The following is a 21,831-nucleotide window of genomic DNA, read 5'->3' on the forward strand; positions in this document are numbered from 1 at the left end:
CTACTTTATTAAAAATTAGTTGTTAGTCCATTTACCATATTTTTCTACAAGTGATTCTTTTACACCTACTTCTGCTTTACTGAAGTATTTACCCATCAATTCCCAACCAGTTTCTAACATCTCATCAATTTTTATGTTAATGTCTATTGCTAATAATCTTTCAGAATATTCAGCAGCATATTTCAAACATCTTTCATCGTACTCAGTCAAGTCGAATCCGTTTTCTTTTTTCATTTTAGCATTAGCAGCATCTGAATAAAGACGTACTAAAGTATTCATTACAGCAGGGTGATCTTCTCTAGTTTTCTTACCTATAACCAACTGTTTCAAACGTGAAAGACTTCTGAATGGGTCAATGATTGTTTTACCTATATCAGAGTCACGTCTTAAGTAAAGCTGACCTTCAGTGATGTAACCAGTGTTGTCTGGTACAGCATGTGTAATATCACCTTCGTTAAGAGTAGTAACAGCAATAATAGTAATAGATCCGCCGTCTGGGAACTGAGCTGCTTTCTCATATATTTTAGCAAGGTCTGAATATAAAGAACCTGGCATAGAGTCTTTAGAAGGAATTTGGTCCATCTTGTTAGATACGATAGCCAAAGCATCTGCATAAAGTGTCATGTCTGTAAGAAGAACAAGAACTTTCTGCTTATGCTCAACTGCGAAATATTCAGCAGCTGTACAAGCCATATCAGGTATCAAAAGTCTTTCTACTGGAGGGTCATCAGTAGTATTGATGAAACATATGATTTTATCTAATGCTCCAGCTTCAGTAAATGTATTTTTGAATGATAAGTAGTCATCGTTAGAAAGTCCCATACCTCCAAGAATGATCTTATCAGCTTCAGCTCTCAAAGCAACCTGTGCAAGTACTGCGTTATAAGGCTGGTCTGGGTCTGCGAAGAATGGTATTTTCTGTCCTGTAACAAGAGTATTGTTAAGGTCGATTCCAGCAATACCAGTAGCGATAAGTTCGGAAGGCTGTTTTCTTCTAACAGGGTTTACAGAAGGTCCTCCGATTTCTACTTCCTTACCTTCAATTTCTGCACCTCCGTCAATAGGCTCACCATAAGCATTGAAGAATCTTCCTGCAAGAAGTTCGCTTACTTTAAGTCTAGGAGGTCTGCCTAAGAATACAACTTCAGCGTTAGTAGGTATACCTTCAGTACCTTGGAAAACCTGAAGTGTAACAATATCTCCAATCATTTTTACAACCTGAGCAGGTCTGCCAGCTACTAGAGCCATCTCATCGTTACCAACATTTTCTGCTCTTAATGATACAGTTGCTTTAGTGATCTGTACTAATTTTGTATATACTTTTTGAAATGCTTTAGGCATGTGTTATACTCCTTTCAGCAAATATTGATTCCATCTCAGCTGTGTATTTTTTGTGATCATCAGACTGATATACAGAATAGTTCATCTGTTTGAATGCGTTAATAAGTCTTTTGAAATAAGTACCTACTTCGCTGTAATCATCAAATCTGTAATCAGCTTCTACAACTTTCATAACTTGATTTAATAATTCTTTTTGTCTTTCTATAGGACAGTTCTTATCTACTTTATCGAAAGCGTCCTGCTGTAAGATAACGAAGTCTATAAGTTCTGCTTTCCATAAACGCTGATGGTATTCAAGAGGTACTGCGTCGTCACCAAGAATGCTTATTTGGTCATTAGCTTCCTGTCCTCTTCTAGCAATATCTTTTGCTTTAGTTACTTTATCAGCCCAGCCTTTTTCTATATTAATATCTGAGAATTCTATGAACTCTGGATATTCAATATATTTAGAATAAGAATCTAATGGGTCAACAGCAGGATATCTCTTACTGTCAGCACGTTTTTGTGATAAAGCGTAGAAACATCTAGCAGCTTTACGAGTAGATTCTGTTACCGGCTCTTTCAAGTTACCGCCTGCAGGAGATACTGTACCTATGAATGTAATAGAACCTGTTTCTCCGTTATTTAAGTATACGAAACCTGCTCTAGCATAGAAACTAGAAATAATAGCAGGCAAGTCGATAGGGAATGCGTCCGGTCCTGGCAACTCTTCAAGTCTGTTAGACATCTCTCTTAAAGCCTGTGCCCAACGAGAAGTAGAGTCAGCAAGAAGAAGAACTTTAAGTCCCATTGATCTGTAATATTCAGCTATAGTCATACCTACATAAACTGAAGCTTCACGAGCAGCAACCGGCATGTTAGAAGTGTTACAGATGATTGTTGTTCTTTCCATCAAACTTCTTCCTGTTCTAGGGTCTATAAGTTCTGGGAATTCTGTAAATATTTCTACTACCTCATTAGCTCTCTCACCGCAAGCTGTCATTATGATCAAGTCAGCATTTGCATTAGTAGCTAAAGCGTGCTGTAATACTGTTTTACCTGCTCCGAATGGTCCTGGAATAAATCCTGTACCACCTTCAGTAATAGGGTTGAATGTATCTATAGTTCTTACACCTGTTTCTAATAGTTTGAAAGGTCTTGGCTTTTCTTTATATGCTTTAATAGTAAGTTTTACAGGCCAAGTTTGTATCATTGTTACATTTACTTTTTCACCATTAGCTGATTTGATTACAGCTAGTGTATCTTGTAAATGATAAGTGCCTGCTGAAGCAACGCTTTCAACAACACCTTTGCCTTCAAATTTGAAAGGAACCATTATTTTATGGTCAATCCAACCTTCTTTAACAGCACCAATCCAATCTCCAGCTTGTACTTCCTCTCCTACTTTAGCTATTGGAGTAAAGTCATAAGTTGATTCTTTATCTTCAGAAAGATCATTATATTTACCTCTTTCTAAGAATACACCTTGTAATTTGTCAAGGTCATTTTGAAGTCCGTCAAAGTTTTTACCTAAAAGTCCAGGTCCTAATTCAATCTCTAACATTGAACCAGTAAACTCTACGGCATCACCTAATTTTACGCCCCTAGTAGATTCAAATACCTGAGCACTAGCACTAGTACCTGATATTTTAATAACCTCAGCCATAAGTTTCGCATTACCGCAAGATACATAACATATCTCGTTTTGTGAAACAGGACCGTCTACCTCTATTGAAATTAGGTTTGATATAATAGCAGTTACTTTACCTTTAGTCATTTCTATCTCCTAATTAATTATACATACATTACATAGCAGACGCTTTTTCTTTTAATGAACCTATTAGCGTCTCTAAATGTTTCTTACCTTCCTCTTCGTTTCTTCCATTTATACTAACAGCATAAGTGAGATTTATATAATAAGCAAAAACATTATCTGTTGTGAAAGATTTTATAGATGTAAGTTTGTCTAAAAATTCTCTTACTAAAGAACACTCTATATTTTCCATATTATATGGATCTGCTTTATCTGATGAATTGAATGTTTCAACAATAGTATTAATGTATGGTATCTCTCTGCCTACTCCAAAATCTGAAGCTGTAGATTTTGTTAATGCAGATATCAAAGAATAATCTCCTATAAGTTCTTTTGCTATCTCATCACTGCTGAAACCTAAAGCTCTTCCATTTAAAGCAGCAAGAACGTTCTTCATATCTCTCATAAATAAAGCATAATTTTTTATAAATGAATTACCGCTTTGTATCATCTCTTCATAATACAAATTTAAAAGAGTATTTTCTATATGTCTTGCATTTTCCCATTCAATATTCTTATTATCTTCCAAAAATTTGCTCATATATAATGGTAAATTTGATATGCTTGAATATTTCTGCATTTCTTCTTTGCCGAATATTGATGGTTCTATATGTTCTATATAAGGAGTAAATAATCCCTTTTGTTTTGCTATAGCACTTACTAAATTTTTATTATCATTTTGATAAATTAAATACTTAAAAAATTTAGAATCTTTAGCACTTAAACTAGATAATATGCTTTGAGTAATTTCATTAATATCATACTTAGCCTTAGCGTCAGAAAGTTTAACTTCGGGAAGACCTGAGATAAGATAATAATATGATCCCATACTCACTCCTCTTATTTAGTAAATATTACTTCTTCCGTTTTTGCTTTAATATAATCACTGAAAAATTCTACGAAATCTTCATCTGTAAACTGCAACTGATAATTTCCGCCTTCAGGAACGATTTTGAAACCGTTAGATAATTTCTTATCAAAATTAATAGTAGCATTATTTATAGCACTTTTTATAGATTTCTCGAAAGATGCATCTATATCAGCTTTCTTTGATTCTGGGAAATATACTGTTACATCTGAATTACTTGAAGCGATATCCCATTTTTTTACTACTTCAAGTATTAAATCTTTTAAGAATGAAGTGTCTGCAAAAGCACCTTTAAGTCCGTCTTCTAATACTTTAGCAGTTACTAAATCCTTTATTCTTTGTTTTAAAGCACTGATTGACTGCTCGCCTGCCATACGAACATCTGTTATTGTATTTTTCTTTAGCTCTTCTGACTTTCTTTCTGCCTCTTTTATAATTTCTTCTGATTTTGCTTCTGCCTCTTTTATAATTCTGTCAGCTTCGCTTTTAGCATTTGAGATTATTTCATCAGCTTTTTTGTTGGATTTTTCAACACCATCTTGATATATACGTTCAAGAAGGGAGTCTAATTTTTTCTCTTCAGCCATAATAACTCCTTGACTTTTTTATAAATTGATTTATAGAAATTTTAAAATTTTTCTCCAAAAACACTATTTTATTAGTTTATCAATATTTTTAAAAAAATCAAGCAAAATACGTAAAATAATTATATAGATTATTTTTTTAACACAGGTATTGCATGTATCAATATTCGATAATATTGTAACATTTTTTAACAAATAAATAAAATAAAACAACAATTAAGTATAAATTAAAAAACTATTAAAAAAATCAAAAGAATATTTACAGTTTATATTCACATTATATTGTTACTGTTTTTTATGGTAATTATTAACAGTATAGAAATAAATTTGAAGTATATTATATTTTAATATAGATTAATTATCTAAATTCTTTTTATAAAACATACTCTCAATAATTTAGTTTTGAAATTTATTGAGAACCCCCACCCTTTAAGACTTGATAACCTACTTTTTAATTAAAACTTTATTAAGAATTTAAAACTTAGATTATATTTGTTGGCCCCCACCCAAGTTTTTTTAAATTTGAAATCTACCCAACGCACGTTTAATTTTATATTTTTACATCAAAAAATCATAATTATAAATTTCATTATAATTATGATTTTATTTAACGTGCGGTAATTTAGTTTTATTCAACAACTCCAATATATGGAAGATTTCTGTATTTTTGAGCATAGTCAATTCCGTATCCTACAACAAATTCATCTTCAATATCAAAACCGTTATAATCTATCTTTATATCAACTTTTCTTCTTGAAGGTTTATTTAAAAGTGTGCATATTTTAAGAGAAGCAATATTTCTAGTTTTTAATACCTCACATATTTTCTCTAGAGTATATCCTGTGTCTATTATATCTTCTACTATAATAACATCTCTTCCTGTGAGAGGTATATCAACATCTTTAAGTATTTTAATTTCAGAACCTATTTTATTGTTTCCATAACTAGATACTATCATAAAATCAATTTCCACTGGTACATCAATATGTCTTGATAAATCAGCAATGAATATAAAAGAACCTTTTAAAAGTCCTATTATGCATGGTATGTTTTCTTTATCTTTAAGATCATTAGAGATTTGCTCTGCTAATTCTTTAACTTTCTTATTTATATCTTCTTCAGATATAAGTACTTTTGATATATGCTCATCTTTTCTCATACATTATTCCTTAATTTTTTTATAGTAATTTTTTTTATATATTATCGTATAAAATAATGTTTAATTAAAAATAAAAAATATATTCTGGAATTAGAATTTTTATATTCAAAGAAATTGTTTTATTGAAGTTTTTATGAATTGATTAAGATAAAATATATAATCCACTTTATATAACAAAAAGCCGACAGATAAAATATTTTATCCATCGGCTTTGTTTTTATATTAAAAGCTTAAGCTTAAATTAATTAGCTTTTTTAGCTTCTATAGCTTTTGCTAATTCTTCAGCTAATAGAGGAAGTACTTTGTTAACATCACCTACTATACCCAAATCAGCGATTCCAAACATTGGAGCATCTTTATCTTTGTTTATAGCAATAATGTATTCAGATTCTTCCATACCAGCCATGTGCTGAATAGCACCAGAAATACCACAAGCGAAATATATATTAGGTCTTACTGTTTTACCTGTTTGACCTACTTGTCTAGCCTGCTCTATGTATCCAGCATCTACAGCAGCTCTTGAACCAGAAACGATAGCACCGATTTTAGAAGCTACAGCCTCAAGATTCTTGAAGTTTTCTTTAGAACCTACACCTCTACCACCAGATACCAATATCTTAGCTTCTGTAATATCAACTTTCTTAGTAGTTTCTTTTACAACATCTAAGATTTTAACTTTCATTTTAGAAGTGTCTATAGTTAAAGGTAATACTTCAACTTCACCTTTTTTACCTTCTTCTTTAGCTAATTTTTGCATTACGCCAGGTCTTACAGTAGCCATTTGAGGTCTGTGGTCTGGACAAACAATAGTAGCCATCAAGTTTCCGCCGAATGCAGGTCTTGTCATTCCGAAAACTTTAGTTTCATCATCTATATCTAATTTTGTACAGTCAGCAGTAAGTCCTGTAGATATTCTTGAAGATACTCTAGGAGCTAAGTCTCTTCCTAAAGTAGTTGCACCTAATAATACTATTTCAGGTTTTTTAGCATTGATTATAGCAGTTAATGCTTGAGCATAAGCTTCAGTATCGTACTGTTTTAAAAGTTCATTGTCAACAACTACTACTTTATCAGCACCATACTCAACTAAAGTTTGAGCTAAGCCTTCTATTTCATGTCCTACTAAAGCTGCTGTTACAGATACGTTTAATTTAGCAGCAAGTTTTTTTGCTTCACCAATTAATTCTAAACCTACGTTTTGAATTACACCGTCTCTTTGCTCTGCAAATACTAATATTCCTTTGTAATCACTTAAATTCATTATCTATCTCCTTTTCTAAGGTTCTTTGTTAATTATTAAATAACAAATTTTTCTTTTAATTTTTCAATTATGATATTAACAGCTTCTTTTGTATCAACTTCAAATACTTTACCGGCTTGTTTAGCTCCTTTAGTAAATGATTTTTTAACTTTTGTAGGAGAACCAGTAAGACCTATCAAAGAAGGGTCAATTTTGATAGTTTCAGAAGACCAAATTTCAATTTCTTTATCATAAGCTTCAACAATACCTTTAACTCTCATATATCTTGGGCTATTAGCTTCTGATAATACAGTTATTAATGCTGGTAATTGAACGTTCAATAGGTAATATCCATCTTCTATTACTCTTTTTACTGTTAATGATTTATCAGCTTCATTATACTGAATTTCTTTAGCATAAGAAATTTGAGGTATTTGTAAGTGTTCAGCTGTTTGAGGTCCAACTTGAGCAGTATCACCGTCTATAGCTTGTCTACCTGAAATAATAATATCATATTCTAAAGTTCTTAAAGCAGCTGCTAATGTATTAGAAGTAGCTAATGTATCAGCACCGCCGAATTTTCTATCTGTTATAAGAATAGCTCTGTCTGCTCCCATAGCATAAGCTTCTCTTAATATAGCTTCAGCTTGAGGAGGTCCCATAGTTATTACAGTTACATGAGCACCATATTTATCTTTTAATTTTAAAGCTTCTTCTAAACCTGCTTTATCATCTGGGTTCATTATACTAGGAACACCATCTCTTATTAATGTACCTTTTACAGGGTCTAGTTTAATTTCTGTTGTATCTGGAACCTGTTTTATACAAACTACTATTTTCATTTCTATTCCTCCATAAATATTTTATTTACTTAATTGGCTTATTTTAAAAGGTTTCCTGCTATTACCATTCTTTGAACTTCAGATGTACCTTCATAGATTTCAGTAATCTTAGCGTCTCTCATCATTCTTTCAACAGGATATTCTCTAGTGTATCCATAACCACCATGAAGCTGAACAGCTTTAGTTGTTACTTCCATTGCAGTTTCTGCAGCGAATAATTTAGCTCTAGCAGCATCTACAGAATATGGAAGATGGTTACTTTCTCTCCAAGCAGCTTTGTAAACAAGAAGTCTTGCAGCTTCTACTTTTACTTCAAGGTTAGCTAATTGGAATTGAGTGTTTTGGAAATTAGCTATTGTTCTTCCGAACTGTTTTCTTTCTTTTACATAAGCAACAGTCTCATCAAGTGCACCTTGAGCAATACCTAATGCTTGAGAAGCAATTCCTATTCTTCCTCCGTCAAGAGTCATCATAGCAATTTTAAATCCTTTTCCTAATTCTCCTAATAGGTTGTCTTTAGGTATTCTTGCATTTTCAAATATTAATTCGCAAGTAGCAGAACCTCTAATACCTAATTTTTTCTCTTTTTTACCAACACTAAATCCAGGAGTTGTTGATTCAACTATGAATGCAGAAATACCTTTTAATCCTTTTGATTTATCTGTCATAGCGAATATAACATATACATTAGCATATCCTGAATTTGTTATGAATATTTTAGAACCATTAAGTACCCATTCTTGAGTAGCTTCATCTAATACAGCTACAGTTTGCTGACCAGCTGCATCTGTACCAGCATTAGGTTCAGTAAGTCCGAATGCTCCAAGCCATTCACCGCTAGCCAATTTAGGAACATATTTTTGTTTTTGAGCGTCTGTACCGAATTGTAATATAGGCCAAGTTCCAAGAGAAGTATGAGCAGAAAGAATAACACCAGTAGTACCGCAAACTCTTGATAATTCTTCAACAGCCATAGCGTACATTAAATTGTCTCCACCAGCTCCGCCGTATTCCTTAGGAATAGGTATACCCATAAGTCCGATTTCAGCCATTTTCTTAACAGTTTCAACAGGAAATCTTTCTTCCTCGTCAATTTCTGTTGCTAAAGGTTTTACCTCTTTTTCAGCAAATTCTCTGATCATTTGTCTGAAAAGTTCATGTGTTTTAGGCAAATTAAATTCCATTCTAGTCCTCCTGATAATATCTTTATCAAATTTTTTTTAATTTATAATAAATTTAACAATTGTCATTTTTTCATAATAGTTGCTTTTCCGCTTAAAACAACTTTGCCTTCTTGATTTGTACAAGTAGTAGAAAGAATTACTCTGTTCTTTTCAGGAATAAGTTCTATAATTTCAGCAGTAGCTGTGATTGTATCTCCGAAATATACAGGTGCTGTGAATTTTAATTCTTGTCCCATATAAATACTTCCTTCACCTGGAAGTTTTGTTCCTAAAACTGCAGATACAAGTCCGGCAGTAAGCATTCCATGAGCTATTCTATGTTTAAACATAGTTTGCTGAGCATGAACTTCATTCAAATGAGCTGGGTTTGTATCAAGTGTAATTCCAGCATATAAAATTACATCTGTTTCTGTTATAGTTTTAGCAACTTCAGCTTTCATACCAACTTTTAATTCTTCAAATTTCATAATTATTCTCCTAAAAAATATTTTCATAAATAATAAATAGAGATTTTATAAAGTTTCGGCAAAATGTCTTTATCAGATATCTTGCCGAAAAATATTTCAATTTTTTATTTTTTATATCATACAACTCCAAAGCTAGCAAGTACGATACAAATAGCAACTGTTATTACAGGAATTATAGCAGTACACATAGCAATATCACCATAAGATTCTCTGTGAGTCATACCAGTAACTGCAAGAACTGTGATAACGGCACCATTGTGAGGCATAGTATCCAAACCACCACAAGCCATAGAAGCTATTCTGTGTAAAACTTGAGGGTCTATGTTAGCAGCTAAAGCATCTCTTAAATATGTATCAGCAAGAGCTTCAAGAGCTATACTTAATCCGCCTGATGCAGAACCTGTTATACCAGCAAGTGCTGATACAGAAACTGCTTCTGATACAAGAGGGTTAGAAGAAAGACCTAATAAAGCACCTTTTACAACAGCAAATGCTGCCATAGAAGCAATAACGTTTCCGTAACCAACCTCAGAAGCTGTGTTCATTACAGCAAGGAATGATCCTGATACACCATCAGTAAGAGTTTTAGTAACATTATCCATTCTCTTTAAGTTAACAAGTATTGCTACTATTATAGAAATAACTAATGCAACGATTAAGCTCCAGTTTCCTACAACTTTACCAGCACTAGTTCCGTAACTTTCAAGATAAGAAAGGTCTAAACTAGGGAATACAAATTTAGAAGTGATAAGTCCTACAACCAATACCAACAATATAGGAAGTATAGCAATTCCGAATGGAGGTACTTTTTTTTCTTCATTAGTTACAGTTGGTTCATTTTGATGTACTCCATATCCTTCACCTTTAGCCATAGCTTTTTTTGCTCTTCTTTGAAGCCATAAAATTCCGCTTGCTCCCATTATTATAGAACCTATTATACCAAGTATTGGAGCTGCATAAGCGTCAGTTCCAAAATACTGCATAGGAATAGCATTTTGGATTTGAGGAGTTCCAGGTAAAGCTGTCATTGTGAAAGTGAAAGCTCCGCAAGCAATTGCGCCTGGGATGAATCTTTTAGGGATTCCTGCTTCTCTAAATAAAGCTGCTGCTACAGGATAAATAGCGAAAGATACAACGAATAAAGATACACCACCATAAGTAAGTACAGCACATGCAAGAACTATAGCAAGTATAGCTTTTTCTTTACCGAATTTTTCACAAATAAAATATGAAATACTTTTTGCTGAACCTGTATCATCCATTACTTTACCAAATATAGCACCAAGTAAGAAAATAGGGAAATAACTTCTTACATATCCAGCTAAGCTACTCATGAATGTTTCTGTATATGTAGCCAAAATGTGAATACTTCCGCTATCAATACCACTCATTATTGCAGCAAAACAAGCAAGAATAGGCGCTATGATTAAAACTGAAAACCCTCTATACGCCAAATACATCAAAAGTATCAGCGATAATATAATACCAATTGTTCCAAATGCCATATAATGTCTCCTTTTAATTTTTTTTAATTTAAAATACTAATCCCATTTTTTCATCAATAAATATTTTTGAATCCATTTTCTTCAAGTCATCAGCTACAATAGGCTTGAATTCCATTTGATCCAATATATCTTTTTGGAGATCTACTCCAGGAGCTATTTCAACTAGTTTTAATCCTTCTTTAACAAGAGTGAAAACAGCTCTTTCAGTTACATAAGTAACTTTTTTATTATTTTTATTAGCAATATTACCGCTGAATGTAACTTGCTCTACATCTTTTACAAATTTCTTAACTTTTCCTTCCTGAAGAATTCTAAGCTCACCATTTTCTACGCCTATTTTTAATCCTCCAGTTGTGAAAGTACCCAAGAATACTACTTCCTTAGCATTTTGAGTGATATTAATAAATCCGCCACATCCTGCAATCTTTGGTCCAAATTTAGAAACATTGATATTTCCGTATTGATCGCATTGTGCTAATCCTAAAAATGCCATGTCTAATCCGCCGCCATCATAGAAGTCAAATTGATATGGCTGATCAACTATAGCTGTAGCATTGAATGTAGCTCCGAAGCTAAGTCCGCCCATAGGAGTACCGCCTATTGCACCAGGCTCAACAGTAGGTGTGAAGTATTGCTCTTGACCTTCTTCATTTACTACCATTGCTATAACTTCTGGCATTCCTATACCATAGTTAAGTATTTTTTTACTCTTATCTAGAAGCATTGCACATCTTCTTGATATTATTTTTCTTTCATCAAGTTTTACTTCTTTAAGACTTCCTTCTACAACGAAGTTATTTTTTACATAACCTTCATTGAAATATTCTCCAAAAGTCTGCATATGATTTTCAGGAGTTTCAGCTATAACTACATAATCTACTAAAATTCCAGGAATTTTTACTTCTTTTGGAGGTATGCTTCCTCTTTTTACTTTTCTTTTTACTTGTACAAAAACTTTTCCCCCATTATTTTTAGCGGCAGTTGCTACAGATAAAGCTTCAAGTGTAAGAGCTTCTTCTTCAAAAGAGATATTACCATCTTCATCTGCAGAAGTACCTCTTAATATAGCATAATCTAGTTTTGGAGCATGATAGAATAATAAATCTTGTCCACTGAATTTACATCTTTCAACGATATCTTCAGTTGTTACGCTATTAAGTTTTCCGCCTTGAAGTTCCGGATCAACAAAAGTTCCAAGTCCTACATGTGAAAGTATACCTGGTTTTCCGGCTGCCATTTCTCTAAACATTTGAGAAATAACACCTTGTGGAAGATTGTAAGCTTCAATTTCATTGTTGTTGGCTAATTCGCCAAGTTTTGGAGCCAATCCCCAGTGTCCTGCTACAACCCTTTTTACAAGTCCTTTATGAGCTAAGTGTCCTGCGCCTCTTCCTTTACTATCTCCGATTCCAGCTGCAAAAATGACACTTAAATTATTAGGAGATCCTTTTTCTAAAAAGGATTTCTCAACGCTAGTTAAAATTTCTTCAGCAGATCCGATACCTACAAATCCGCATAACCCTACAAAAGAGTTATCCTTGATAAGCTCAGGAACCTGACTTGCTTTTATAAATTTTCCTTTATCCATATTACCACCTTCTTAAAATAATTGAAATAGTTCTTAGTTAATTATAGGACATTTTTTTTTAAAAATCAATGCATAATGTGATAAAATAGCCATTTTGTTTAATGCCAAAACTAAAAAAACATAAAATTTCAAGATATTGTATTTAAGTATTTCTTAATTTTATAGTATAACAAATATTTGAAATATAATCTTTATCAAAAATGTATACAAAATGTCATTATATTTTTTTTAGATTTTAATTAATTTTTCATTAGTTTTTTATAATATTAATTCTAGACTACAAAAAATAATATAAACGTTTCATAATTATAAAAAACTATAAAATAGGGGATTGTGGTATTATAAAATAATAACAAATTACCTAATATTGAACTTTGACATATTAAAATACTTTTCTTTGATCAATGATAAATAAGATTAACATTATTTGTTACACACAATAAAAATATTTTTTAAATATTGTTCCTATTATAATGTAGAAAATAATTATTTTATATGATTACAAGCAAAAATTGTGAGTAAATAGCTAATAAATAAAATATACACTCACAATGTTTATAAAAAAAATACATATAAAACTACCTATAGTTTATAGTGCTATTTTTTAAAGTGATGATAAAAATACTTAAATATTTTTTAACAATCTTATTGATAATATTAATAATAAAATTACATCTAACTAGTTTTTAAAACTATAACAAGCAGCTGATAATTTTAGTTGTCAGATCTTTTTATCAAGTTATATATAAACAATAATAAAAAATTATTAGTTTTTACTTCTTTTAAATTCTGATGAAGACATATATTTAATATTCTGAGATTTTGCTTTATTCTTTAAATTATTATCATCTGTAACTATTACAACATTTTTATTTGAAAATTTCATTGCGGTTGCAAGTATTTTATTATCATTATTTCTCATATCAAAATCTTTTGGTAAAGCATGTTCGCTATATTTTTCTATACGAACATTTGATTTATTAATGGTTCTTATAGCATTACTTGCTTTTTGTGATCTATTTTTATCCAATTTTAATTTATCCAATTCTTCTAAAACTACAATAGGCACAATATAACTGCTGTTTCTTTTTGGTATGCTGATTAAATTAGGATCATTCATTAAGGCATTAGTATCAAATACATATAATATTCCGTTTTGATTTTGTAACTCATCAACAACAGACTTAGAAGTTGTTAATATCTTGCCTAGAACATTGGCTACCGTACCTATATCAGAAAAGAGTTTTTTTACATCAATTTTATTCTTGTTATTTTTACTATTATTTTTGTTATAACTATTATTTGTTTTATGCATAAATATGTCCAATTTTTAATGACCTAATTATAAAATAATTCTACAAAAAACATTTAATTTGTCAAACTTTTTTATAAAAAATAAATTACCGCACGCTAAACAAATTCATAATTATGATAATTTTACAATTTTAATCTTATTAAATAATAAGATAAAATTAACCGTGCGTTGAAAATATCCTCACTCTAATAAAATCTTGGGCGGGTGCTGTAAATTATAATCTAAGTTTTCAAATCTTAATGAAGTTATAATAAAAAAATAAGTTATCAAATCTTAAAGGGCGGGGTTCTAAATAAATTTCAAAAACATAGAACAGCTTATAAATAAAATTGAAAATATTTTTTAACGTTTTTACCATAAAATACAAATAATTAAAAAAATTATCTTATATGTATAAAATATAATAAACTATAAAACTATTATATTAATATACTATTGAAAATTTATTTTAAAATAAAACCTTTCTATAAAATTAACAATATATAATAAAATCCTTGTATAATAATAAAAAAAATATATACTATAATTCTTATTTAACATGTATTTTAGGTTTGAAGCAATGAATAAAAAAAATATAGTTATACTTGGGGCTGGAAATGCTGGGGAAACTCTTGCATCCGAAATATTAACTTCTGATGATAGTAATGAATATAATATACTTTGTTTTTTAGATGATGATGAAAATAAGAAACAAGTAAATATTGAAAATCATTCTATTGATGTAAAAGGAAAGATTAAAGATATAGAAAACACAATAGAATATTATAAAAACCATAGTATAGAAATAGAAGAAATCATCATTGCAATTCCTACTTTAAAACAAAAAGAACTTCTTGAAATATTAGATATTATATATCCTACTGGAATAAGATATAAAATACTTCCTTGTTTCTTTGAGATAATAAAAGGAAATGCCTCTATAAAAGATATTAGAAATATAGAACCATCTGATTTGCTAGGACGTGAAGAGATTGGTTTCGATGAAAAGGAAATATCTGCATACTATCAAGATAAAACAATACTAGTTACAGGTGGAGGCGGTTCTATAGGAAGCGAGCTTGTAAGACAATTAATTACACTCCCTGTAAAAAAAGTTATGGCTTTAGATAATTCTGAAAGTGCAATACACTCTCTTATAATGTCTATAAATGACAGAAAGAACGAAAAAAACAAACATAAATTCCAATATATAATTTCAAATGTCAGAGATTATGTCAAAGTTGATAAAATATTAAAAGAAGAAAATCCGGATATAATTTTCCATGCAGCTGCTCATAAGCATTTACCTTTTATGGAAGCTTATCCTGAAGAAGCAATTAAAAATAATATACTAGCAACAGAAAACATTGCCACACTTGCAATTAAAAATAATATTAAAAACTTCGTATTCATATCAACAGATAAAGCAGTTCGACCTACTTCATTGATGGGAGCAAGCAAAAGAATATGCGAAAGAATGATAATGTCTTTATCTCATGAACAAAACAGCACAGCATTTAAAATAACAAGATTTGGAAATGTTTTGGGAAGCAGCGGAAGTGTTATACCTGTATTTGAAAAGCAGATTAGAGAGGGTAAGCCATTAACCGTAACTCACCCTGAAATGGTAAGATTCTTTATGTCTATAAGAGAAGCTGCAAGACTAGTTATAAAGGCATGCACTTTAAATGACGGAATAATATTTACTTTGGATATGGGAAAGCCTGTTAAAATTTTGGACTTAGCTAAAAACATGCTTAAAATGTACGGACTAACAGAAAAAGATATACCTATAATATTTACAGGAATCAGAGAAGGTGAAAAACTTTATGAAGAAATTCTAATGGATGATGAAACGCTAATACCTTCTCAATATAAAAAATTATTCATAGCAAAAGACCCTGTAAAATGTTTAACTCCTGAAGAACGCAAAGTTATGATTGATGCATTCGATATAGCCTCACTTGATGCTGACAAAGAAACAATAAAAATGCTTATGCGTAAGTATATAGAAGAGTATACCGGATAATTTTTTTATTATTGCACAGAGTAATTAAAAAAATAAATGGCGGGGTATGTTAATAAAATTTTGAACTTATTTTTATCAACTTTTCCCGGACTTCGTCAAAGTTGCAAAAGAACATAATTAATACATAAGTCATATAAAATAATTTTAATATTCTAGTTTTATTTAAATAAAAAAAATATATCATATCATTTTTATTTTTTATTCTCTTATTGCTTGACTAGAAATGTTAACGCCCACCCAAGTTTTAATTAGATTAAAAATCTATTTTACTTTTTGTATCAGATGATAATTTAATACCTTCTATTATTTTAACAGATTCCAAAGCAGTAGAAGCATTCGATATAGGCTGTCCGCCATTTTCTAAACATTCTATAATATTATGAACAGCATCAAGCATTCTTTCATTCTGATAATCTCTATTATATTGTTTTGTCAAAATTAAAGACTCATATCCTGAACCTGCCTCATTATTATCAACTTGTTTGTATTGATATAATTCAAAACTATTTCCATTATTGTATAATCTTATTCTTCCATTCTCCCCCATTATATCCATTTCAAGCATATATTTAAAAGGAGATGTACTTACAGCTTTAATGAATCCAATAGCACCTGATTTAAATTTTATAATGCCGCATCCGCCATGATCACTAATACCATGAACTTCTCTTATAAAATCTGCCTGCTTTTCTCCTACAACATACTCCGCTTCAGAGTTTGTAAAGTAAAGCATTAAATCTATAATATGACTAGCACTGGTATGCAATGCAGTAGCTCCATATCCAACTATTGTATATATTTTACCTATGGCATTTTCTTCTATGAGTTTTTTATTTGTTTATTAATATTATCCCATCTTAATATATAATTAACTGCAAATACAGTATTATGCTTCTTTGATAATTCTAATATTGATTTTGCCTCTTCTATTGAATACGATAAAGTCTTTTCACAAAAAATAGCTTTAACTCCTGTTTCTATACATTTCTTTGCTATATCATAATGAAACTCTATAGGTGTGCATATACTCACTATATCAAAATCATTTTCTTCAAGCATTTTATTATAGTCAATATATCCTTTCTCTATATTTTCATCTTTTTGTATTTGCTTAACTAAATCCAAATTACTATTACCACATATAGCTGTAATTTTAGTGTTTTCTGTATTTTGATAAGCCTTTATATGCGACCATATTATTTTTCTGTTAGGGTCTTTATCTATGAAATATGCTATTTGACCAAGACCTATTATGCCAACTTTATACATAAAAAACTCCATTCTTATATAATGATAATATAATACAAATATTCTTTAATTTATACAATCATATAATATAAATATAGATAACTTAAAACCTTGATTATTTTTTATGTATAATATTAAATTATTATAGCTATTTTATATTATTAATTTTTTGAACTAATTGGAATGTATAATATATGAACATAAAAATAATTAAAGTAATAATATTGGCAGCAGGAATATTATTAATATTAGGAGCAATAGCAGGATTCGTTTCTATTTTTATTGCTTCAAAAAAGTATGTACATACTGTATGCATAGTTGAAGAATATAATAGTAAAAAAGTATATAAATCTAGAAAATTAAGATACGAAAATACAATGCTTATAAGTTATGAAACTGAAAGATACGGAACATTATATACAACATTAAAAAGTTATTACCCTTTTAGAAAAGTTGGAGATGAATTAGCTTTATGGTTTGATCCAAATAAACCAAGAAATATAAAACTTCCTTTTTCTGAAGGCTGTATTTGGATATCATTGATAGTTTCAGGATTAATATGTATATATGTTGGAACTTTTTTTGATAGCAAAAATTAAAATATTTATAATAAACAAAAAACAAACTTATGATAATTTTAGATTCTTAATTTTATACCTAAACAATTATATTTTGTCAATTTTGATATTTTTTTAGATGTATTATCAACTTTTTTGTCGCTCAAAAAAGTTGCTGCCACAGGCACGCTTCGCGAAAACGCATATACTATAGCTTAATATTTTAAGAATATGTATTAAATATATGGTAATATCTAAAATTTAGGTTAAAAATGCAGTCTTTTTGGTTCTTTTGGTCACAAAAAGAACTGGGGGTGTGGGGGCTAGTCCCCACAAACAATAAAATTAAAAATCTAAATTTTGACAAACTTAAAAATTTTTAGTATATATAAATATAGGCATTATTTCTAATGCCTATTAATTTATTATTAAATTATTTTGTGTTATCGTCAGTTTTAAGTACGCTTATAAATGCATCCTGAGGTATCTCAACATTACCGATAGCCTTCATTCTCTTTTTACCCTCTTTCTGCTTTTCAAGAAGCTTTCTCTTTCTTGTGATGTCACCACCATAACATTTTGCTGTAACATTTTTTCTCAATGCACTTATATTCTCACGTGCGATTATACGTCCGCCTATTGCAGCCTGTAATGGAATCTGGAACATATGCTTTGGAATAAGATGCTTTAATTTTTCTATGATTTGTCTGCCTCTAGTTTCTGCATTGCTTCTATGCGACATAAATGATAATGCATCCACTACTTCGCCATGAACAAGTATATCAATTTTTTCTATTTGGCTTTCTCTGAAATCTGAAAAATCATAATCGAATGAAGCATAACCTCTTGATATAGATTTTAATTTATCATAAAAGTCATATACAACTTCGATTAATGGTAAATCGAATTTAATCTCTGCCCTTTTATCATCTAAATAAGTTAATGATGTTTGTGTTCCTCTTCTGTCTATACAAAGAGAAATAATGTTTCCTAAATAATCGGTTGGTACTATTATAAGAGCATTTATGAAAGGCTCATAACATTTTTCTATATACTGACCAGACGGAAAATCTGCCGGGTTATCAATTAATTTTTCTTCACCATTTGTGAGTTTTAATTTAACTTCTACGGAAGGACTAGTTATTACAAGATTAAGATTGAACTCTCTTTCAAGACGCTCTTGTACTATCTCTAAATGTAAAAGTCCTAAAAATCCGCATCTGTATCCAAACCCTAAAGCAATAGAACGCTCAGGCTCATAAACTAAAGAAGCATCATTCAATTTTAATTTTTCCAAAGCCTTTTGTAAGTTTGTATAATCCTCATCTTCAGCAGGGAAAATGCCGGCAAATACCATTGGCAAAACTTCTTTATATCCAATCAAAGGTTCATCTGAAGGGTCTTCTTCAAGTGTAATAGTATCCCCTATTTTTATATCAGATATGTTTTTAATGCCCGCAATAATATATCCTACCTCGCCGCTTTTTAATCCATTAGCAGATTTAAGCCCAAGCAAAAGAGTTCCGCATTCTTCAACTTCATACTTCGCTTTAGTTTCCATTAAAAGAAGTTTATCATCTTTCTTTATAGAGCCGTCAAATATTCTCACTATCATAACAGCACCGCGGAAAGGATCATAATAAGAATCGAATATCAAAGCTCTTGTTTTTTTGTTAGTATTATCCTTTGGAGCCGGTATCATCTTAACAACTGCTTCAAGTATCTCATCTATGCCTATATCATTTTTTGCACTTGCCAAAACTATATCATCTTTATTAACACCAAACTCTTTTTCCATTTGCTCCTTACAAAGTTCGATATTGGCGGCAGGCAAATCTATTTTATTTATAACAGGTACAATCTCTAAATTATTTTCAAATGCAAGATAAAAATTGGAAATAGTTTGAGCCTCAACACCTTGAGCTGCATCAACTACAAGTATAGCACCTTCGCAAGCAGCAAGAGAACGTGAAACTTCATAATTAAAGTCAACGTGTCCCGGTGTGTCAATCAAATTAAGAGTATATACTTCCCCATCTTTAGCCTGATATGATAATTTAACGGCCTGACTCTTTATTGTTATTCCTCTCTCTCTTTCTATATCCATAGAGTCTAGTATTTGTGCTTTCATTTCTCTACTTGATACTGCTTTAGTATGTTCTATAATTCTGTCAGCTAATGTGCTTTTTCCATGGTCAACATGTGCTATGATACAAAAATTCCTGATTTTTTCTGCGTATGACATTTATTAAAATATATCCTTATATAAAAATTGATAAAATTATTCTTATTATTTATTGATTGTTTATTATAATATAGTGAGTATGTTTTTGCAAATATTTTTATGTATATTTTTTTTACAATTCTATATAAAAAAATATTGACTTTTTTTCTATAAAATATTATTTTATAACTACAACATTTAATACTTAATAAATATATTTTTCAAATGAAAAACATTATTATTTTTATACTATTAATCTTTATTATTGCCTGTAATAATTCTTCAAATACAAATATATCTGAAAACAGCAATGAAACTACAAGTATCACAAATAATATTTATTCCAACAAAACATTAAAAGTAGGAATATATCTTTATGATTATCCTATGCTGTATGTGAGTAATGATAATATAAACGGATTTGATTATGATATAATAAATGCTATAGCAAATGAAGAAAATTTAAAATTAAAATTTATCCCTATTCAATTTTCAGAACTAATACCAGCATTGCAGACAAACTATATAGACCTTATTATTGCCGGTATGAGCATAACAGAAGAAAGAAAACAGCTTGTAAACTTCTCTGATAAGTATTGCAGCTCCGGACAAGGTATCATACTAAACAAAGAAAATGATGAAATAAAAGTGAATGATGATTTAATAGGAAAAACAGTAGGTGTTATAAAGGGTACTATATCAGACAATATTATATCAGAAGTAGATGGAGTTAATGTAGAAAGATTTGATGTTGCAAGCAGTGCTTTACTTTCATTAAAAGTAAATAAAATAGATGCTGTTATGCTTGATACTATTACTTGCGAAGACTATGTAAAATTTGATAATACTATAAAATTGGCTGAAAATATATCATTTAAGTTAATGGATTATGCAATAGCTGTTAGAAAAGATGATGATGTTTTACTTCAAACAATTAATAGAGGTCTCCATACTATAATGTCTAATGGAACATATCAAAAATTAGTTGATAAACATTTATAATTATATCATTTCATAATAAACTGCTTGACTTTTTTATACATGCATATTAATTTATATATAGGCATCTTAGGATAAACAATATCTGATTTTTAGGAAATAAAAATGAAAAAAATCATATTAACTATATCGATGATTTTATCATTATTAATATCATGTAAAGACTCTTCTGAAAATATGTCAGTTCAACAAAATATCTCAACAGATGAATATATAAATGTAGGAATATATGTTTATGATTATCCTTTCGGTTACCTATCAAATGGTAATATAGGCGGATTCGATTATGATTTAATGAATGAAATATCAAAAATATCTGGTTCAAATATACATTTTATTCCTATGCGCTTTGAAGAACTTATACCGTCTTTGGAATCTAAAAAAATAGATGCTATCATAGCAGGAATGACTGTAACTGAAGAAAGAAAACAATATCTTAATTTTTCTGATAAATATTATACATCAAGTCAGGCTGTTTTAATAAGAATGGATGATGAATCAATACAAACTGAAGAGGATTTGATAGGTAAAAAAGTAGGAGTAATAAGAGATACAGTTGCTGACACTATGATTTCGGCAAAAGAAGGAATAGATATAGAAAGATTTGATACAGGAAGCAGTATAATACTTTCATTAAAAGTAGGTAATGTAGATGCTGCTATATTTGATAGATCAACTTGCGAGCATTATATTTCATATGATAAAAGTATCAAACTTGCAGAAAATATAAAATATCCTGAAGAAGATTATGCTATAGCCTTTAGAAAAGATGAGAATGTATTACTAGATGAAGTAAATAAAGCTCTATCACAAATAATGACTAATGGAGCATATGAGAAATTAGTAGAAAAACATTTAGGTACTAATCAATAAATACCAAAATTCTTAATTGTAAAATTATTGTACAAAA

The 21,831-nt window shown here is 30.0% G+C and carries 19 protein-coding genes; 4 read left to right on the forward strand and 15 right to left on the reverse strand.

Features of this window, described 5'->3' with window-relative positions:
• Nucleotides 1-15: 15 nt before the first annotated feature.
• The 12 genes from BINT_RS13710 to BINT_RS13765 all read right to left on the reverse strand — a co-directional run bounded on the left by BINT_RS13710 (nt 16) and on the right by BINT_RS13765 (nt 13,885).
• Nucleotides 16-1,341, reverse strand: coding sequence for a V-type ATP synthase subunit B (locus BINT_RS13710; protein ID WP_014489166.1), 1,326 nt, complete (start codon nt 1,339-1,341; stop codon nt 16-18).
• Nucleotides 1,334-3,097 carry a V-type ATP synthase subunit A gene (locus BINT_RS13715; RefSeq protein ID WP_012671417.1) on the reverse strand — a complete coding sequence of 588 codons (1,764 nt, stop codon included), beginning with the start codon at nt 3,095-3,097 and terminating at the stop codon, nt 1,334-1,336. Before BINT_RS13715 ends, BINT_RS13710 begins: the two co-directional genes overlap by 8 nt.
• A gap of 28 nt (nt 3,098-3,125) precedes the next feature.
• Nucleotides 3,126-3,962 carry a DUF2764 family protein gene (locus BINT_RS13720; RefSeq protein WP_014489167.1) on the reverse strand — a complete coding sequence of 279 codons (837 nt, stop codon included), beginning with the start codon at nt 3,960-3,962 and terminating at the stop codon, nt 3,126-3,128.
• A gap of 11 nt (nt 3,963-3,973) precedes the next feature.
• Nucleotides 3,974-4,588: an ATP synthase subunit E gene (locus BINT_RS13725; RefSeq protein WP_014489168.1), complete on the reverse strand. Its 615-nt coding sequence runs from the start codon at nt 4,586-4,588 to the stop codon at nt 3,974-3,976.
• A gap of 625 nt (nt 4,589-5,213) precedes the next feature.
• Nucleotides 5,214-5,744: a hypoxanthine phosphoribosyltransferase gene (gene hpt, locus BINT_RS13730; protein WP_014489169.1), complete on the reverse strand. Its 531-nt coding sequence runs from the start codon at nt 5,742-5,744 to the stop codon at nt 5,214-5,216.
• A gap of 241 nt (nt 5,745-5,985) precedes the next feature.
• Nucleotides 5,986-7,005, reverse strand: coding sequence for an electron transfer flavoprotein subunit alpha/FixB family protein (locus BINT_RS13735; protein ID WP_014489170.1), 1,020 nt, complete (start codon nt 7,003-7,005; stop codon nt 5,986-5,988).
• Between the two features lie 35 nt (nt 7,006-7,040).
• On the reverse strand, nt 7,041-7,826 hold the full coding sequence (locus BINT_RS13740) for an electron transfer flavoprotein subunit beta/FixA family protein (RefSeq protein WP_012671413.1): 786 nt from the start codon (nt 7,824-7,826) through the stop codon (nt 7,041-7,043).
• A gap of 38 nt (nt 7,827-7,864) precedes the next feature.
• Nucleotides 7,865-9,010 carry an acyl-CoA dehydrogenase gene (locus BINT_RS13745; RefSeq protein ID WP_014489171.1) on the reverse strand — a complete coding sequence of 382 codons (1,146 nt, stop codon included), beginning with the start codon at nt 9,008-9,010 and terminating at the stop codon, nt 7,865-7,867.
• A gap of 62 nt (nt 9,011-9,072) precedes the next feature.
• Nucleotides 9,073-9,477: a MaoC family dehydratase gene (locus tag BINT_RS13750; protein ID WP_014489172.1), complete on the reverse strand. Its 405-nt coding sequence runs from the start codon at nt 9,475-9,477 to the stop codon at nt 9,073-9,075.
• A gap of 116 nt (nt 9,478-9,593) precedes the next feature.
• Entirely contained in the window at nt 9,594-10,982 is a 1,389-nt protein-coding gene (locus tag BINT_RS13755) for a GntP family permease (RefSeq protein WP_014489173.1), read from the reverse strand.
• Between the two features lie 28 nt (nt 10,983-11,010).
• Nucleotides 11,011-12,570, reverse strand: a complete 1,560-nt coding sequence (locus BINT_RS13760; RefSeq protein WP_014489174.1) for an acyl CoA:acetate/3-ketoacid CoA transferase — start codon at nt 12,568-12,570, stop codon at nt 11,011-11,013.
• Between the two features lie 766 nt (nt 12,571-13,336).
• Complete coding sequence (locus BINT_RS13765; RefSeq protein ID WP_014489175.1) at nt 13,337-13,885, reverse strand: PIN domain-containing protein; 549 nt, start codon at nt 13,883-13,885, stop codon at nt 13,337-13,339.
• A gap of 559 nt (nt 13,886-14,444) precedes the next feature.
• Here BINT_RS13765 and BINT_RS13770 point away from each other — a divergent pair.
• Nucleotides 14,445-15,893: a nucleoside-diphosphate sugar epimerase/dehydratase gene (locus BINT_RS13770; RefSeq protein ID WP_014489176.1), complete on the forward strand. Its 1,449-nt coding sequence runs from the start codon at nt 14,445-14,447 to the stop codon at nt 15,891-15,893.
• Between the two features lie 253 nt (nt 15,894-16,146).
• Here BINT_RS13770 and BINT_RS14980 read toward each other — a convergent pair whose 3' ends face one another.
• Both BINT_RS14980 and BINT_RS14985 read right to left on the reverse strand, forming a co-directional pair.
• Nucleotides 16,147-16,659, reverse strand: a complete 513-nt coding sequence (locus BINT_RS14980; protein WP_200859220.1) for a Gfo/Idh/MocA family oxidoreductase — start codon at nt 16,657-16,659, stop codon at nt 16,147-16,149.
• Nucleotides 16,660-16,712: 53 nt separating this feature from the next.
• The gene (locus BINT_RS14985) at nt 16,713-17,162 is read right to left on the reverse strand and encodes a Gfo/Idh/MocA family protein (protein ID WP_014489178.1); all 450 of its coding nucleotides are present in this window, start codon (nt 17,160-17,162) and stop codon (nt 16,713-16,715) included.
• Nucleotides 17,163-17,335: 173 nt separating this feature from the next.
• On the opposite strand from BINT_RS14985, the gene BINT_RS13785 reads away from it, so the two are divergent.
• On the forward strand, nt 17,336-17,740 hold the full coding sequence (locus tag BINT_RS13785) for a hypothetical protein (RefSeq protein WP_014489179.1): 405 nt from the start codon (nt 17,336-17,338) through the stop codon (nt 17,738-17,740).
• 391 nt (nt 17,741-18,131) lie between these two features.
• Here BINT_RS13785 and lepA read toward each other — a convergent pair whose 3' ends face one another.
• A complete protein-coding gene (gene lepA / locus BINT_RS13790; RefSeq protein WP_012671408.1) occupies nt 18,132-19,943 on the reverse strand; it encodes a translation elongation factor 4 in 1,812 nt (603 codons plus the stop codon).
• Between the two features lie 204 nt (nt 19,944-20,147).
• Between lepA and BINT_RS13795 the strand changes: the two genes are divergently transcribed.
• A complete protein-coding gene (locus tag BINT_RS13795) occupies nt 20,148-20,924 on the forward strand; it encodes a basic amino acid ABC transporter substrate-binding protein (protein WP_014489180.1) in 777 nt (258 codons plus the stop codon).
• 102 nt (nt 20,925-21,026) lie between these two features.
• Complete coding sequence (locus BINT_RS13800) at nt 21,027-21,794, forward strand: transporter substrate-binding domain-containing protein (RefSeq protein ID WP_014489181.1); 768 nt, start codon at nt 21,027-21,029, stop codon at nt 21,792-21,794.
• The last annotated feature ends 37 nt before the right edge of the window (nt 21,795-21,831 follow it).

It is taken from the genome of Brachyspira intermedia PWS/A, assembly GCF_000223215.1.
In the GTDB taxonomy this organism is placed as follows: Bacteria; Spirochaetota; Brachyspiria; order Brachyspirales; family Brachyspiraceae; genus Brachyspira; species Brachyspira intermedia.

Coding starts and splice junctions, on each gene's coding strand:
- BINT_RS13745 (WP_014489171.1), bottom strand. CDS start 9,010: ATGGAATTTAATTTGCCTAAAACACATGAACTTTTCAGACAAATGATC.
- BINT_RS13770 (WP_014489176.1), top strand. CDS start 14,445: ATGAATAAAAAAAATATAGTTATACTTGGGGCTGGAAATGCTGGGGAA.
- BINT_RS14985 (WP_014489178.1), bottom strand. CDS start 17,162: ATGTATAAAGTTGGCATAATAGGTCTTGGTCAAATAGCATATTTCATA.
- hpt (WP_014489169.1), bottom strand. CDS start 5,744: ATGAGAAAAGATGAGCATATATCAAAAGTACTTATATCTGAAGAAGAT.
- BINT_RS13760 (WP_014489174.1), bottom strand. CDS start 12,570: ATGGATAAAGGAAAATTTATAAAAGCAAGTCAGGTTCCTGAGCTTATC.
- BINT_RS13755 (WP_014489173.1), bottom strand. CDS start 10,982: ATGGCATTTGGAACAATTGGTATTATATTATCGCTGATACTTTTGATG.
- BINT_RS13720 (WP_014489167.1), bottom strand. CDS start 3,962: ATGGGATCATATTATTATCTTATCTCAGGTCTTCCCGAAGTTAAACTT.
- BINT_RS13725 (WP_014489168.1), bottom strand. CDS start 4,588: ATGGCTGAAGAGAAAAAATTAGACTCCCTTCTTGAACGTATATATCAA.
- BINT_RS13785 (WP_014489179.1), top strand. CDS start 17,336: ATGAACATAAAAATAATTAAAGTAATAATATTGGCAGCAGGAATATTA.
- lepA (WP_012671408.1), bottom strand. CDS start 19,943: ATGTCATACGCAGAAAAAATCAGGAATTTTTGTATCATAGCACATGTT.
- BINT_RS13750 (WP_014489172.1), bottom strand. CDS start 9,477: ATGAAATTTGAAGAATTAAAAGTTGGTATGAAAGCTGAAGTTGCTAAA.
- BINT_RS13735 (WP_014489170.1), bottom strand. CDS start 7,005: ATGAATTTAAGTGATTACAAAGGAATATTAGTATTTGCAGAGCAAAGA.
- BINT_RS13715 (WP_012671417.1), bottom strand. CDS start 3,097: ATGACTAAAGGTAAAGTAACTGCTATTATATCAAACCTAATTTCAATA.
- BINT_RS13795 (WP_014489180.1), top strand. CDS start 20,148: ATGAAAAACATTATTATTTTTATACTATTAATCTTTATTATTGCCTGT.
- BINT_RS13800 (WP_014489181.1), top strand. CDS start 21,027: ATGAAAAAAATCATATTAACTATATCGATGATTTTATCATTATTAATA.
- BINT_RS13740 (WP_012671413.1), bottom strand. CDS start 7,826: ATGAAAATAGTAGTTTGTATAAAACAGGTTCCAGATACAACAGAAATT.
- BINT_RS13710 (WP_014489166.1), bottom strand. CDS start 1,341: ATGCCTAAAGCATTTCAAAAAGTATATACAAAATTAGTACAGATCACT.
- BINT_RS13765 (WP_014489175.1), bottom strand. CDS start 13,885: ATGCATAAAACAAATAATAGTTATAACAAAAATAATAGTAAAAATAAC.